This is a genomic window from Veillonella sp. VA137 (assembly GCF_003992015.1).
GTDB lineage: Bacteria > Bacillota > Negativicutes > Veillonellales > Veillonellaceae > F0422.
Window position 1 is genome coordinate 104,143 of sequence record NZ_RQVK01000005.1, and the last position, 16,875, is coordinate 121,017.

At 42.3% G+C, this 16,875-nt stretch carries 11 protein-coding genes; 10 read left to right on the plus strand and 1 reads right to left on the minus strand.

What is annotated here, in order from left to right:
• Positions 1 to 35: 35 nt before the first annotated feature.
• The 7 genes from EO116_RS03815 to EO116_RS03845 all read left to right on the plus strand — a co-directional run bounded on the left by EO116_RS03815 (position 36) and on the right by EO116_RS03845 (position 7,855).
• Positions 36 to 671 carry a bifunctional precorrin-2 dehydrogenase/sirohydrochlorin ferrochelatase gene (locus tag EO116_RS03815; protein ID WP_164726062.1) on the plus strand — a complete coding sequence of 212 codons (636 nt, stop codon included), beginning with the start codon at positions 36 to 38 and terminating at the stop codon, positions 669 to 671.
• A complete protein-coding gene (hemA, locus tag EO116_RS03820) occupies positions 640 to 1,926 on the plus strand; it encodes a glutamyl-tRNA reductase (protein WP_127160707.1) in 1,287 nt (428 codons plus the stop codon). Before EO116_RS03815 ends, hemA begins: the two co-directional genes overlap by 32 nt.
• Positions 1,923 to 2,861 carry a hydroxymethylbilane synthase gene (gene hemC / locus EO116_RS03825; protein ID WP_127160708.1) on the plus strand — a complete coding sequence of 313 codons (939 nt, stop codon included), beginning with the start codon at positions 1,923 to 1,925 and terminating at the stop codon, positions 2,859 to 2,861. Before hemA ends, hemC begins: the two co-directional genes overlap by 4 nt.
• Positions 2,858 to 4,393, plus strand: coding sequence for a uroporphyrinogen-III C-methyltransferase (cobA, locus tag EO116_RS03830; protein WP_127160709.1), 1,536 nt, complete (start codon positions 2,858 to 2,860; stop codon positions 4,391 to 4,393). Before hemC ends, cobA begins: the two co-directional genes overlap by 4 nt.
• A 13-nt stretch (positions 4,394 to 4,406) precedes the next feature.
• Complete coding sequence (hemB, locus tag EO116_RS03835; RefSeq protein ID WP_127160710.1) at positions 4,407 to 5,381, plus strand: porphobilinogen synthase; 975 nt, start codon at positions 4,407 to 4,409, stop codon at positions 5,379 to 5,381.
• A gap of 21 nt (positions 5,382 to 5,402) precedes the next feature.
• Complete coding sequence (gene hemL / locus EO116_RS03840; protein WP_127160711.1) at positions 5,403 to 6,698, plus strand: glutamate-1-semialdehyde 2,1-aminomutase; 1,296 nt, start codon at positions 5,403 to 5,405, stop codon at positions 6,696 to 6,698.
• Positions 6,699 to 7,039: 341 nt separating this feature from the next.
• A complete protein-coding gene (locus EO116_RS03845) occupies positions 7,040 to 7,855 on the plus strand; it encodes a sulfurtransferase (protein WP_127160712.1) in 816 nt (271 codons plus the stop codon).
• Between the two features lie 268 nt (positions 7,856 to 8,123).
• Here EO116_RS03845 and EO116_RS03850 read toward each other — a convergent pair whose 3' ends face one another.
• Positions 8,124 to 9,323 (minus strand): MFS transporter, encoded by a 1,200-nt coding sequence (locus EO116_RS03850; protein ID WP_127160713.1) that lies wholly within the window; start codon positions 9,321 to 9,323, stop codon positions 8,124 to 8,126.
• Between the two features lie 613 nt (positions 9,324 to 9,936).
• Between EO116_RS03850 and ileS the strand changes: the two genes are divergently transcribed.
• From ileS to EO116_RS03865, 3 genes are all read left to right on the plus strand, one after another.
• Positions 9,937 to 12,771 carry an isoleucine--tRNA ligase gene (gene ileS / locus EO116_RS03855; protein ID WP_127160728.1) on the plus strand — a complete coding sequence of 945 codons (2,835 nt, stop codon included), beginning with the start codon at positions 9,937 to 9,939 and terminating at the stop codon, positions 12,769 to 12,771.
• 101 nt (positions 12,772 to 12,872) lie between these two features.
• The gene (locus tag EO116_RS03860; RefSeq protein WP_127160714.1) at positions 12,873 to 13,406 is read left to right on the plus strand and encodes a cysteine hydrolase family protein; all 534 of its coding nucleotides are present in this window, start codon (positions 12,873 to 12,875) and stop codon (positions 13,404 to 13,406) included.
• A gap of 248 nt (positions 13,407 to 13,654) precedes the next feature.
• On the plus strand, positions 13,655 to 16,873 hold the full coding sequence (locus EO116_RS03865) for an autotransporter outer membrane beta-barrel domain-containing protein (protein WP_206168320.1): 3,219 nt from the start codon (positions 13,655 to 13,657) through the stop codon (positions 16,871 to 16,873).
• The last annotated feature ends 2 nt before the right edge of the window (positions 16,874 to 16,875 follow it).

A 16,875-nucleotide genomic window follows, 5' to 3' on the forward strand; every position in this document is an offset into this window, starting at 1 on the left:
TTGCCATTGTAGAGACATATAAGGATAGTAGTAGAATGATAACAGTTGGACTTTCACTAAAAAACAGACCTTGTCTTGTGGTCGGCGGAGGGCAAGTAGCCTTGCGTAGAATTGAAAAATTAATAGAAGAAGAGGCCCAGATTTTGGTGGTCAGTCCTGATGTATTGCCTGATATTGTAACATACCATGAAGCAGGTGTATTACAATGGATAGAGAAGCCTTATAGCTCAGAATATATGGTAGGTCAACAGTTTGTCATTATTGCTACGGACATTCCTGTTGTGAATGCGCAAGTCATGGAAGATGCTCAAGAAGCACAGGCTTTCATTAATCGGGCTGATGTTAAAGATGATTCTACTTGGGTATTCGGCAGTGCTACGGAGATTGGTGATTTAGAGATTTCTATATTTACCAATCAAGTGAGCCCACGAGTGAGTCGCTTGCTTAGACAGGATATAGAAACCAGGTATGGCATATTAGCCGAGTGGCTACCTCAGATTCGTCTATGGAGACAAGAATTACAGCATATATTAGATACACCAAAAGAACGAGAGCAGTTCTGGCGTATAAATTTAGGAGAATCGGAGTTTATACAAATATTAGAGGGTCAAGGAGACTCAGTGAAGGAGAATATTGTACATGCAATTAGTCGTATTAGGTCTGAATCATAGAAGTGCACCTGTAGATGTACGAGAGAAATTTTCTTTTTCCAAAGAAGCTCTCGATCATGCTATGGATCACATTTATGCTCATGAAGAAGTAGAGGAGTGCGTCCTTTTATCGACGTGTAACCGCACAGAACTCTATGTCGTCCTAAATGACATGGAGAATGTAAAAGAATATATGATACGTTTACTACTGCATCTGAAAGGTGAAGAAACGGTAGACGTAGATGAGAAATGGTTTTTCCTATATGAGGGGAAGGCATGTATTTCTCATTTATTTAGAGTGGCATCTAGTTTAGATTCTCTTGTGTTAGGAGAAGGTCAAATTTTGAGCCAATTAAAAATGGCTTATATTTCTTCCTATAGTAAGGGATTAACAGCGTCTGTATTTAATATTATTTTCCAAAAAGCCATTGCTGTAGGGAAACGTGTGCGCACCATGACGGGGATTGCAAATACGCCAGTATCTGTTAGTTATACAGCGGTCAATTTAGCGGAAGATAGTTTAGAGATTCCTATCAGTGAGGCAAAGGTTCTCATTTTGGGAGCTGGTCAAATGAGTGAGCTCACAGCTCGTCATTTACAAGCTAAAGGGGTAAAGAGTATTTTCGTGTCCAATCGGACGTTCAAAACAGCAGAAGAGTTGGCAAAGCAATTCAATGGTAAAGCCGTTGATTTTGACAATTTTGTAGAAGAAGCCAAAGTAGCAGATATTATTATTACATCTACTGGTGCACCGCATTATGTGATTGAGCGGGAAGAAGCGGAAGAAATTATGGATGGTCGAGATGGTAAGTCGATTGTCATGATCGATATTGCCGTACCTCGTGACATCAATCCAGATGTAACAGAAATTCCAGGGGTGTATTTGTTTAACATTGATGCCTTGGAAAGTGTAGTAGAAGCGAACAAGCACCAACGAGAAGAAGAAGCTAAAAAAGCAGAACCAATTTTAGAAGAGGCGTTGCAGGAAATTGAAGAGAAATTGCAATATTTATCGGTCCGTCCTATTATGGTTTTACTCAGCGAAAAAGCAGAAGCTATTCGTAAACGGGAAGTACATCGTGCGATGGCAAAATTGCCAAATGCCACAGAGCTAGAACGTAAGATTATTAGCAATATGTCCCGTATGTTGGTACGTAAATTATTGCGAGATCCAATGATTCATTTTGGTGAAATCGCGGGTAAAGAGGAAGAACGAGATTATTGGAAGTTATTCCAAGATATGTTTGCTTTGGAAGTGGAGGACGACACACTATGAGAGACACAATTCGTATAGGCACCCGTAGTAGTGCCCTTGCTTTATGGCAAGCCAATTATGTGGCAGATACATTGCGCAAACATTATCCACAGTGCAAGGTGGAGTTAGTCCATCACAGTACGAAAGGTGATCGTATTTTAGAAAAACCATTGGCTGAAATCGGTGGCAAAGGCTTATTTACAGAAGAGCTAGAAGCATCTATGCGTGATGGTAGCATCGATTTGGCTGTACACAGCTTGAAAGATATGCCTACAGAACTACCAGAAGATTTGGTACTAGGTGCTATTACAGAGCGTGAAACACCATGTGATGCTTTGGTATCACCAAAATATAAAACATTAGATCAATTACCACAAGGTGCTAAAGTAGGAACCAGTAGTTTACGCCGTCAAGCACAATTATTGAATCAACGACCTGATTTGCAGATTTCTGTACTTCGTGGGAATGTGCAAACACGTTTGAATAAATTAGAAACAGAAAACTTTGATGCCATTGTATTAGCAGAGGCTGGTTTAAAACGATTGGGTTTGGAGTCTGTTATTACTCAGACTTTCACCAGTGATGAAATCATCCCTGCTGTAGGGCAAGGGGCATTGGGCATTGAATGTCGCAAGGATGATGCAGAGATGCTAGATATGTTATCTGTATTGCACGATGAAAATACTATGTGGGCTACTCGTGGAGAGCGCAGTTTCCTTCGTCAACTCGAAGGCGGTTGCCAAGTACCGATGGGTGTCCATGGGACAATTTATAAAGGACAATTAACGTTGAAAGCTATCATTGCTTCTTTAGATGGAAAAAATTGTTTTGAAGGTGAATTGTCGGGACCAAAAGAAAAAGCAGATATGTTAGGTCGTAACTTGGCGAAAGCTCTCTATGAAGAAGGGGGCAAAGCCATCATTGACGATTTAGTAGAAAGAGGAGTATTGAAATGACAGGCATTGTATATTTAATTGGTGCCGGACCGGGCGATCATAAATTAATCACTCTGAAAGGTAAGGAGTGCATTGAAAAAGCAGATGTTATTGTCTATGACTATTTAGCAGATGCTCATTTCTTGTCTTATGCCAAAGAAGGGGCGGAGATTATTTATGCTGGCAAAAAAAGCAATAATCATACGATGCACCAATGGGAAATCAACGAACTTCTCGTAAAATGTGGATTAGAAGGCAAAGTAGTAGCTCGTCTAAAAGGTGGCGATCCATTAGTATTTGGCCGTGGTGGTGAAGAGGCGTTGGCCTTGGTAGAAGCGGGAGTACCATTTGAATTTGTATCAGGCATTACCTCTGGTATTTCTGCGCCAGCCTATGCTGGGATTCCTGTGACACAACGTGCCATGGCGACGTCCTTTGCCATTGTGACAGGTCATGAAGATCCAACAAAACCAGAGTCTGGTATGAATTGGGAAGGCTTAGCTAAATCTGTGGACACGATTTCCTTTGTGATGGGTATTTCTAATTTGCCGAACATTGCCACTAACTTAATCAAATACGGTCGTCCAAAGGAAACTCCAGTGGCGGTCATCCGTTGGGGCACAAAACCAATCCAAGAAACGTTGGTCTCTACCTTGGAGCATGTCGTAGAAGATGTAGAAAAAGCACAATTGAAAGCACCAGCTATTGTTATCGTTGGGGAAGTTGTATCTTTGCGGGAGCAATTACGTTGGTTCGATAATAAACCATTATTTGGTAAAACTATCGTGGTCACACGAGCTCGTAGTAAAGCTAGCGCCCTATCTGAACGATTACTAGAATTGGGGGCCCATGTCATCGAAGCATCTGCTATCAAAACACAGGCCTTACCTCGTACAGAAGAGATGGATGTGACCTATGATAGCTTATCTTCCTACGATGGATTAATTTTCACCTCTGCCGAAGGGGTGCGGTTCTTTTTTGATGGTTTATTAGACCGTGGCTTAGATAGTCGTGCGTTAGGTTCTATGAAAGTATGTGCTATCGGCAGTGCTACCGCAAAATCTTTATTAGATCGGGGCATTCGTGCGGACATCGTGCCACCGAATTACCAAGCGGAATCTGTGGTGGAAACCATTACAGTAGAACAGAGTCGTGTATGGCCAGAACGAGCGCTAGGCGATTTGCGCTTTGTGCTAGTACAACCCAAAGTGGCGCGCGACGTGATTTATAAAGGACTTTCACAGGCAGGATGTGATGTGACGGTATTGCGCTTGTATGAAACGGTACAAGATACGTCCCACAAAGAATATTTAGAAGAAGCATTACGTGCAGGAGAGGTGGATTACATTACGTTTACAAGTTCTTCCACAGTGACGAATACGAAAGATATGCTCGGCTCTGATGCGGTGGCTTTGTTAGGCAATACGAAGGTCGTTTGCATTGGACCGATTACAGGAGCAACTTGCGTGGAAGAAGGGATTCAACCAGATTTAATTGGGGAAACTTTTACAATCCCTGCTATGGTGGACTTAATCTTGAACGATTGCAAATAGAAAGAGGCACAATATGGAATTACGAAATCGACCAAGACGATTGCGCATCAACCCAGCCATGCGTGCGTTGGTTCGTGAAACAACATTACAAGTAGAAGACTTAATTTATCCTATATTTATTGTTCCCGGAACAGCGGTGAAAGAAGAAATTTCTTCCTTACCAGGACAATATCATGTATCCGTGGACGAAGCTGTAAAATTGGCGAAAGAAGCCTATGACTTAGGTATTAAGGGCGTCGAAATTTTCGGCATTCCTACTTACAAAGATGAAGATGGTTCTTCTGCGTGGGATATGGAACAACCGGTGCAACAGGCGATTATGGCTATCCGTAAAGAAGTGCCAGAGTTGATCGTGATCTCCGATGTATGCTTATGCCAATACACATCGACCGGCCATTGTGGTCATGTGGAACATCATGAAGTGATCAATGATGCTACGTTGCCATTATTGTGTAATGTAGCAGTGAGCCATGCGAAAGCGGGGGCTCACATGGTGGCACCATCTGACATGATGGATGGACGTATTGCTGCGATTCGTGAAGCTTTAGATGCAGCGGGATTTAGCAATGTATCCATCATGAGTTATGCGGCGAAGTATGCATCCGCCTATTATGGACCATTCCGTGATGCGGTCCATTCCGCACCAGGTTTTGGGGACCGTAAAGGATACCAAATGGATGAGGCCAATCGTTTAGAAGCCTTGCGTGAAGTGGAACAAGATATCATCGAAGGGGCGGACATCATTATGATTAAACCAGCTCTATCCTATTTGGATATTGTACGCGAAGTACGGGATAACTTCGATTGTCCTTTAGCCGTGTATAACGTCAGCGGCGAGTATGCCATGATTAAAACAGCTGCGGCAGCGGGACTGCTGGATGAAAAACGCATTACCTTGGAAACCTTGCTATCCATGAAACGAGCAGGGGCGAAGATGATTATTACCTATCATGCCTTGGATGTGGCACGTTGGCTACAAGAAAAATAGTGTGGAAATATAGGAGCCATTATGTTTAGTTTAGAAAAATCAAAACAAGCCTTTACAGAGGCTCGTACATATATGCCGGGTGGTGTGAACAGTCCCGTTCGCTCTTACCGCAGTGTAGGGGGCAATCCTCCTTTTATCAGCTCTGCTAGCGGATCTCGCATTTACGATATCGATGGCAATGAGTACATCGATTACGTATTGTCTTGGGGTCCTATGATTCTAGGTCATGCGAACCCTGAAATTGTAGCATCCATTTTGGAAGCCATCCCTCGTGGTACTAGTTATGGAGCACCAACACTGCTTGAAACAGAAGTGGCGAAAAAAATTCAAGCTTTCTATCCATCTATGGAAATGGTACGTATGGTGAACTCCGGTACAGAATCTACTATGAGTGCCTTGCGTTTGGCTCGTGGCTATACAGGTCGCGATAAAATTGTGAAATTTATCGGCTGTTACCATGGTCATAGTGATAGCTTGTTGGTAAAAGCTGGTTCCGGTTTAGCAACTTTTGGTGTGCCTGACAGTCCCGGTGTGCCAGCGGGTGTAGCGGAAGATACCATCACTTTACCGTACAATGACTCTGAGGCGGTTCGCCAATTATTCGAGGCCCATGGTGAAAGTATTGCAGCCATAATCGTAGAGCCAGTGGCAGGCAATATGGGTTGTGTGCCTCCTGTGGAAGGATTCTTGGAAACCTTACGTGAAGTGACCACAGAGCACGGCGCCGTTCTCATCTTTGATGAAGTGATGTGCGGCTTCCGTTCCAGTTCTGGTGGGGCACAAAAATATTACAATGTTATCCCAGATTTGACATGCTTAGGTAAAATCGTCGGTGGTGGTTTGCCGATGGCTGTGTTCGGTGGTAAGAAAGAAATTATGTCTGCCATCGCACCATCCGGTCCTGTGTACCAAGCAGGTACCTTGAGTGGCAATCCAGTAGCCATGGCAGCAGGTCTAGCTACTTTATCAATGTTGCAAAAACATCCGAATGCATTCCGTCAAGTAGAGGAATCTACAGAAGCCTTATGCCAAGGATTAGAAGTGGCAGCGAAAGAAGTAGGCGTACCTGTGATGCTGCAACGTGTGGGCTCTATGTTTACCTTGTTCTTCACAGACAAAGAGGTGCGTAACTTCGATGATGCTAGTGCTTGTGACATGGAAGCATTCAAAACGTTCTTCCACTACAATTTGGAACGTGGCATCTATTATGCAGCCAGCCAATATGAAAGTAACTTCTTGTCTACGTGTCACAGCGAGCAAGACTTGGCGTACACATTGCAAATTGCCAAAGAAGCGTTTCAAGCGATTAAGGGATAGTAGGTGAAGTGACGGTTTTCAATATATTGGAAACTGACGGGAATCAATATCACCCAACAGAATACATGTATGAATAGAAATGCCATACACATCGAAACTAATCTATGTTACACTAGATTATAGAGAGTGTATGGCATTCTTTATTGTTTGTATAGGTATGTTAACAGTTTTTATTGTATCTAACAGAACCGTAAGAGATAGTTTCTATATGATAGTTAAGGTCCTATAGTATATCTTGGAGAGACAGCAATAGTTATCCTCTGAAGGCATATTTTTTATGCATACTAGATAGGATAGAGATGTAACATAGACATACTAATTTATATATTGGAGGTGTAACAATGAGCGTGTTACTTTCGCCGAAAGAATTACAAGAACAATTAGATAGAGTGGTGGTCCTAGATGCTCGTGGTTTTGCAGCCTATGAAGTGGCTCATATTCCGGGATCCTTTGCCATCGATATGGATGCACACATGAGTGGCCCTTTAGGGGTACACGGTGGTCGCCATCCTTTGCCAGACATGGCAGTACTAGCACAACGGTTGAGTGAATGCAGCGTGACTATGGATTCTCACATCGTGGTGTACGATGCATGGATTTCCTTTGCTGGTCGTTTGCGGTTCTTGCTATTATACATGGGTTTCACCAATGTGAAAGTTCTAGCTGGTGGCATCGAGCGCTGGTACCGTGAGGGATATCCATTGACCCAAGAGGAGACACCAACAGTGGCAGATCCAAAGCCATTGAAGTATACTTTGCAAGACCATTTACTCATGCATCGTGATGAAGTGTTACAAGCTAGCCAAACGGGTAGTCATGTGATCATCGATGCACGAGCACCACAGCGCTATGATGGATCGGTAGTGGATACTATGGATGGTATGACAGGACATATCCCAGAGGCAATCAATCATTTCTACGAATGGGGATTTACTCCTGATGGTGTACGGCCCATTGCAGAATTAGAACAAGCCTACGGTGACTTAGCTAAGGTGGAAAAACCTATCGTCACCTATTGTGGCTCTGGAGTGACAGCGGCGAACTTGATGATTGCGTTAGCAGAAGTAGGTGTAGAACCAGCCATGTACCTAGGTAGCTCTAGCGATTGGGTGACCTATGAAGGGTTCCCATTAGAGACGGGTGTGAATACATTATAGTTTTGCATTCGTATTGTCAGTATAGTAGGTACTGATTCGTAAGTATGCAAAGTACTACTATAGCGTAATGTATGCTACACATATGGCTGTAGTAGAATTAGATTTATATATAAAATATTTTCAATAAAATAAGATAAAAAACAGAGGCCTTGATGAGAAGACCTCTGTTTTTACATTCTATGTATTTGGTCATATATGCATCATCACAAAGCATATGTAATGCATAGTATATAGGATGGGAAACTATCTTGTAGTTCATAAGAATGGGCTAATGACTGGCTGTTGAAGTGCGCCCTAATGTTACTTTCAAGAAGACCCCTGTTAAAGCAATAATCATACCTGTTACGATAAACATGGTACTAAAGCCCCATTGCGATACGATGGCAGAACCACCTACAGCGCCCATAAAGTAGCCAAAGAATAGAGTGGACTGGTTGTAAGCGAAAATTTGTCCAGCTAAATGTTTTGGTGTAATACTAGCAATATAGGTGTTGATTCCTGGCAATAGTCCGCCTAATCCAAAGCCTAGTAAAAATCGAATGATACATAAGATGATAATAGAGTCAGTAAAGGCTTGTGGAATTGTCATGCATCCTACATACATAAAACTTGTCCAGAGAATGAATTGAGGTCCTAGTTTGTCGATATAACGACCGAGTACAGAGCTAGCTAACATTTGAGCAATCCCTGTAGAAGTGAAAGCTAAACCAGCTAATAATGCGATATGTTCGTGGCCACGGCCTACAATATGTTGCACGAATACAGAAAGGATAGGAGCTGATGCCATGGTGGTGAAGGCAAAAATGAAAGAAGCGATAGATACGAAGATAAGACCTTTCCAATTGGAGATAGATTTCTGTAAGTCTTTGAGAGAGGGAGCTGGGCCTTTTACTTTAGGAGTAAAGTCTTCTTTTATGAATAACAAGGAAGATAAAAAGGCTATGCCTAGTAAAGCGGATACCACAAAAAAAGCATACCGAATACCAAAGGTGCTTCCCATATAACCACCAATCATAGGTCCTAATAAGGAGCCTCCTAAGTTGGCAGCGGATAATAGACCTAAGGCCCAACCAGTTTTGGACTCTGGAGTTTGGGTGGCTACTAACGTAATGGATCCAGAAAAAAATCCAGATACCATACCATTTAGAATGCGGATCATCACAACATGTTCAGGGCTTTGTGCGAATCCAAGAAGTGCATTGGTGACCATCATTCCAAAACTAGCCCGTAATAAAATTAATTTTCTACCTTTTCTATCAGCTAGTTTGCCCCAAAAAGGTGAGACGAGGGCTACCATAAGATAGGTGACACCCATGGCGATACCAGACCAATTGGCAAGAGCTCCTTGATCATGGACGCCTAGGTCCTGTAGATATAAGGGGATAAGTGGGGCTGCTTGACTGAGCCCCACCGATGCCATGAAGGCCCCAAATAAACAAACATATAACGTGCGTTTCCAAAGTTCCATATTGACTCCTATATGACCATGAGAACAAGACTTATATTGTCTTGTGAAACATTTCAAATCTCTATGTTCTTATGGTAGCATAGAAGTGAAATTTGTTATACCCCCAATCTATGTATACATATACTAGTTTCTTCTAGGGGTTCTGAGTATGTTGTTATACATATAGTTCTAGCATTTGTGGTGTATGGGTATGGAGAAGTGTGACTGTTTGACTGTATAATAGCATCACAGTCGGAGGATATGCGACTCTTACATGTTTAGAATGCGATTAAAACTATTGCAACGGCCCCGCAGATAGTATATAATTGTACCTGTAATTGACAACGATATATGTTAATACGTTGATAAAGACGGTCATGTAAGGTAGCTCCGAGCGAGTGAGGGATGGTGAGAGCCTCATGGGTGAATGCATGACGGATCACTTTTGAGTATATGTTGGGGAGCCCGTACTGGGGGTACCCACATCGGTGGACACCGTTATATGTTTGAGCGATGATTCGTTGGGGGTATCTTTCACAAGAATCATCAGTAGGGTGGTACCACGGATTTGCATTCGTCCCTTCGGGGAGCGGGTGCTTTTTTTATTGAGAGGAGAAATACAATGTCTAATGAAGTGGATTATGGTAAGACCTTGCACTTGCCTGAAACAGAATTTCCTATGCGTGGCAATTTGCCAAAGCGCGAACCAGAATTTATCAAGTTTTGGGAAGATAATAAAATTTATGAAAAACGCTTAGCGAAAAATAAAGGTAAAAAATCTTTCATTTTACATGATGGCCCTCCGTATGCAAATGGTAAATTGCACATCGGTCATGCCTTGAACAAAACATTAAAAGATATTGTGATGAAATATAAAACGATGCAAGGCCATTACACACCATATATTCCTGGTTGGGATACACATGGTCTTCCTATCGAGCATGCGGTTATCAAAAATACAGGTTTGAATCGTCATGAAATGAGTCCATTGGATCTTCGCAACAAATGTCGTGAATACGCATTGAATTGTGTAGAAGAACAAAAGAAAGATTTCATCCGCTTTGGTGTGCTTGGCGAATGGGACCGTCCGTATTTGACATTGCGCCCTGAATTCGAAGTGAAACAAATCGGCGTGTTCGGTGAAATGGCGAAACGTGGTTACATCTACAAAGGTTTGAAAACTGTATACTGGTGTACGCACTGTGAAACGGCTTTGGCAGAAGCGGAAATTGAATATGCTGAGAAAAAATCTTTCTCCATCTATGTTAAATTTGCTTATGTAAACGGTGCTGACAGCACATTGCCAGCAGGTTTTGATACAAGCAAATTGTTCTCCGTTATCTGGACAACAACTCCTTGGACAATGCCTGCCAACCAAGCTATCTCTGTGAACCCAGAATTAGATTACTCTTGGGTGAAAATCGGCGATGAAGCATGGTTGCTTGCGAATGGCTTAATCGAAACAGCTACCAAAGAAATGGGCGTAGAATCCTATGAAGTGTTGAACACGTTCAAAGGTAGCGAATTAGAATTGGCGAATTTTAAACATCCATTTGCTGATCGTAATGCTCCTATCTTGTTGGGTTCTCATGTTACCTTAGATGCTGGTACAGGTTGCGTACATACAGCGCCTGCTCATGGTGAAGATGACTTTAATGTAGTAAAAGCTTACAAAGATGCAGGTAAAATCGATTTTGATATCTTATCATTAGTAGATGCTACTGGTCGTTACATTGCCAAAGTAGATGAACCTCGTTATGGTGATACAGAACAACCACTAGCAGGTGTTGAAATCCACGATGCAGAAGTGCCAGTGATCAAAATTTTGGCTCATAATGGTGCATTGGTGCAAAAAGGCAATATCCGTCACCAATATGCTCATTGCTGGCGTTGTAAAAACCCTGTTATCTATCGTGCTACAGAACAATGGTTTTCCTCCGTGGATGGCTACCGTCAAGAAGCATTGAAAGCCATCGACGAACAAGTACAATGGATTCCTAAATGGGGTCATGACCGTATTTATAACATGATCGCAGATCGTGGGGACTGGGTTATCTCTCGTCAACGTGCGTGGGGTGTGCCAATTCCTATCTACTATTGCGACCATTGCGGAGAGCACATCATCAATGATGATACTATCTCTTCCTTACAAGAATGGTTTGCCAAAGAAGGCTCTAATGCTTGGTGGGCTCATGAAGCGAAAGAATTATTGCCAGCAGGATTCACATGCCCATCTTGCGGACATGATTCTTTCCATAAAGAAACAGATATCATGGACGTATGGTTCGACAGCGGTAGCTCTTGGTCTGGCGTATTGGAACAAAACGAAATGGATGTACCTTGCGCTATGTACTTAGAAGGTTCCGACCAACATCGTGGTTGGTTTAACTCTTCTTTGTTAACAGGTATCGCTACACGTGGTCATGCACCATACAATGCCGTATTGACTCATGGTTTCGTAGTGGATGGAGAAGGCCGTAAAATGTCTAAATCTGTAGGCAATACAGTGGCTCCTTCTGATATCATCGATGTACACGGTGCTGATGTAATGCGTTTATGGGTATCCTCTGCAGATTACCAAGCAGACGTGCGTTTGTCCAAAGACATCGTAAAACAATTGGCGGAAGTATATCGTAAAATCCGTAACACATTCCGTTTCTTGTTAGGTAACTTAGATAACTTTAACCCTAATACAGATAAAGTGGCATACAAAGATTTGACGGAGTTAGATCGTTGGGCATTACATCGCTTAGAAGAAGTTCGTCAAAAAGTAACGAATGCTTACGAAAACTATGAATTCCACATTTTGTATCATACAATCCATAACTTCTGTACCGTAGATTTATCTTCCTTCTACTTAGACGTGTTGAAAGATACAATGTATGCAGAGAAAGAAAACAACGTAGCTCGTCGTAGTGCGCAAACTGCTATCTATGAAATTTTGACAACATTAGTTAAAATGGTGTCTCCAGTTCTTTCTTTCACAGCTGAAGAAGTATGGCAATACATGCCAAAAGAAGACGGTATGGAAGAAAGTGTGATGTTGGCAGATTGGTCACAAGGTCATGCAGATCATGTGGATGCAGAATTGTCCGCTCGTTGGGCAACAATGTTAGACCTTCGTAGCGAAATGACAAAAGCCTTAGAAGGGGCTCGCCGTGATAAAGCGATCGGTCACTCCTTGGATGCATCTATCACTGTTTATGCAGATGGCGATGCGTACCAAGCATTGACTGGATTCGGTGCTTCCTTAGCTAGCTTGTTGATCGTGTCTGAAGCGCATGTAGTGGAAGGCCGTGACAATGCACCAGCCAACGCAGTAACAGTAGAAGACGGAGCATTATCTATTGTGGTAACTCCTTCTGAGTTAGAAAAATGCGAACGTTGTTGGATTCACCGCGACACAGTTGGTCAAGATGGGGATCATCCAACATTATGTGCTCGTTGCGCTGAGGTAGTCAAAGGATAATAACAATAGCATAAGTAGTCAAAGGTTCAAGTACTATCAATTTAGGTAAGGCAAGGGGATATATCATTTCCTTGCCTACTTTCTAACAAAGGAGATGCCCTATGAACGTATTGATTGTGATAGACATGCAACATGATTTTATTGATGGAACTTTAGGTTCACCGCAAGCACAGGCCATCGTACCAGCGGTGCGTGAAACAATTCGTAATTTTGATGGTCCCATCGTGTTTACTCGAGACACACATGATGAGGGTTATCTTGCAAGCCAAGAGGGGAAACATTTGCCAGTGGAACATTGTGCCCGCGGCACAAAAGGTTGGGAGATTGCTGATGACCTGTTAGAAGTGGCTCGTGAACGAGGCCAACGGGTGGATGTACTAGATAAACCTAACTTTGGATCATTGGCTTTGTTGGACCATCTTAAGGCGATGCATGATGAGGAACCGATTGAAACCATTACCATGGTGGGACTATGCACGGACATTTGCGTCGTATCGAATGCACTAATTTTGAAAGCGGGCTTGCCAGAAGTTCCTCTTCATGTGGATCCGAAATGTTGCGCAGGGGTGACCCAAGAATCCCATGAGGCGGCACTTTTGACAATGAAGATGTGCCAATGCATTGTGGAAGAATAATATATAGGCTTGTATAACGTAGAAGAATACAATAGATAGAGGGGAATGCTGATGAGTGGGCATTCCTCTTTTGTATGTATGCATAATAGGTCTAGCATAGTTGTATGCAGTTGTACTCTATATATTGACAATGGTACATGTGATATATGATAATAAAAACAATAGTACAATATATATATCAATGCTAAATATATATTAATCTAAAACTTGGAGTTACATATGATACAGTTGGAGCAAGGAGAAGAAGTATGAGAAAACGCAGTATGATGACAATGGGGGCGCTATTAGCAGCGTATGCCCTGACGACGAGTGTGAGTTATGGGGCACTACAAAACCAAACGAGTTATACCGCTGAGGAAACAGTAGCTGGGGGAACAGATACTTTCATTAAAGATGGCGTAGGCGTAACAGGTGGTCATTTGACTATTACAGGGGCAGAAAACTTAGACCTTACAATGGATAATAAATCTGATGAAAGTTTAGGAATTAATGTGATCAACGGAAAATTAACAGCCGATGATCTTACGATCACTGTTAAGCCAGGTGACACCGCTGTTAACAATCGTCCAAAAGGCATGATCGTGCGCGGTAGCTCTACGGCGGATATTAAAAATTTGAACGTAACCGTGACGAAGTCCAACCGTAATCCAAATACAGGTAATAGTCCAGATAGTGACGCTGCCTATGGTGTGGCAGTAGGCTATAATTGGAAAGGTGAAGGGGATAAAACTGACTTCACAGTGAACAATGCCACCATTAAGGTGAATAATACGGCAGATACTGTAAAAGGTCATTATACGAATGGGTTAAGTATAGAACGTAGAATTTTTTTCATGAATGTAAAAGCACAAGGTGATTTCCTCAATGGATATCAGATGTCTGGTATTAAAATCTATCGTTCTAATGGGGCTGTCCCTAAATTTCACGCCACAGGTGATGTGAATGTGACGGTAGATGATGTAAGTGCAGATAAAGTAGCGGATTACAATGTAGGCCTTTACATTTCTGGTGATGATGCATCTGCTGTATTTGATGGTAATACTAATATTAAGGTAACAGCAACAGGTATTAACTCTGCTGGGATTAAAATCGGTAAACCAAAAGATTCTGGTACAGTAGGAAATGCTACTGTCACAGTGAATGGTAAGTTAGATTTGGATACTACTGGCGTTGATGGCACCTATTTGTTTAAAACTGCTGCAGAAGAAAAACTACATCGAGGATCTGGGGCAGTCCGTCTATTTGAAAAAGGATCCAAGCTGCTTGTAACTGGTCAAAATACAAAAGAAGCATCGACTATCAAAGCGAGTACGAATGGTGTAGTATTTGATACCATAGATTATGAAAATTTGGCTAATGTGAATGTGTCTATCCTTGGTGATAATAAGGAAATGTTAACTCGTGGTGCAGACAATGAAAATGGCGTAGTCAACCTCACCAACACAAAAGTGAGCACTACTAGTGAAGTAGATGATTTAATCTTAGCCAATGCTCGTCATAAGGCAGAAGGTGAAGTGTATGCTCTTGCGAAAAGTGCAGAAGGATTTGGTGTGCGTGGTGTTCGTGGTAGAATCGAAGGATTCTTCCAAACAGGGGCGTTCAACGTCAAAAATGCCAAATTCAACTTAACTGGCGAATTATCCGAAGCGACAGCAGCGAAAAAAGGTTGGGCTATTCGCGCTAAATCTGAAAATGCTGAGGCCACTGTAGAAACAGACCGAGCTACGTCTGAATTAACAGCAACGATTGCAGATAAAGCTGTCCTTACAGGTTTAATCCATGCCGATAAAGAATCTACGTTACATATGACAGTCGATAAAGCAGCGACTTGGAAATTAGCGAAAAAAGAAGATTTGACAGGGGCGCAAGAGTCTACAGCTACTACAGTGACATTGTCCAATGGTGGTATTCTTGATGCGGGTACGAACTTAACAGATGATGTGAAAGCAGAATATACAGTGACAACAGTACAAAAAGATGGTACTACTGTATCTGACTTCAAAAATGAAGGCGGTATTATTACCACAGTTAACAAATCCTATGAAGATGTATTGACATTGAATGGTAACTACACAGGTAAAGATGGTGTTATTAAAATGAATACGAAGTGGGATTCTCCTGGTGATGAAGAAGGGGCTAACTCCGTATCCGATTTAGTGCATATTACAGGCACTGCGACAGGCTCTACCACAGTAGTACCTGTAGCAGCAGATGGCACAGAAGCTGTGATCGATGGGTCCATTGGTTCCATTGCAGCTGATTTGAAAAAGAATACTGTGCCTGTAGTCCGTGCTGATGTAGAATCCAGTGAAGAAGGTGCTTTCACAGGGGTAGCTAAAACAACAGGTGCTGGTGAATTGAAACTGGCGCATCGTGTGAAAGACGGCAAACATGAGTGGTTCTGGACATTGATGGGCTTGAATAAAACGCCTAACTTAGATAAACGTACGCCTGGTTATGTACAAATGCCAGAAGTGAATACTCGTATGATAGGCCAAATTTTACGTACTTTACATGAGCGTCGTAGTGAAAACCCTCGTACACTACATGAACAATGGCAGAGCAAAGACTATCCTATGAGCCGTGTCATCTATGCGCATCACCAAGAGGATGACCAATATCCAATGTGGGCGAAAGTTATCAAAGATTACGGACACCATGATGGACATCGTTTTGGCTATACATTACACACACGGGGCATTCAATTAGGCCGTGATTGGAATGTGAAAACAAAAGAAGATGGTACTACAAGCTTTAATGGTGCTTATGTAGCGTATCAATATGGTCAAGCGAAGTTCTATGATAATTTCAATACAGATGATAAAGGTAAGCAAGCTACGGATTTACAAACTGGCACAGGCGCAGTACGTAATTTGTCGTTAGGTCTTACAAGGACAAAATACGGCACCCATGATCAATACGTAGACTGGGTTGGTCAAGTGAGCTTATTTCGCAACGCCTATGAAGCGGTAGGTCATGACAGAGAAAAACAGTCTGGCTGGGGTGTTGCGGGATCTGTGGAAACAGGTCGTCCGTATGTGTTGCGTGAAACAGAAAGAGGCCGCACTATTTTAGAGCCACAAGGTCAATTAGTATATTCTTACTTACAAATGCATGGTATCCATGGTACTGATAAAGTGGTATCTCATGGAGGTCATGGCACATTGGTAGGACGTATTGGTGCTCGTTTATCCCGTGAAAAGTATAATGCTAATGGTATTGCCTCTCGTACTATATACGGTGTAGCTAATATTTGGAGAACTTTCACAAACACTTATGCCGTTCATATTGGTGACGATACACTTCGTGGCGATTATGGACGTACTATTGGTGAACTTGGTATCGGTGCGCAATGGCGTAAAGATGATCGCTGGTATGTGTATGGTGATGTTCGTTTTGAAAGAAACTTAGGTGGATCCTATTATAAAGGATACCGTGGTAACGTAGGCATAAAATATATTTGGTAATG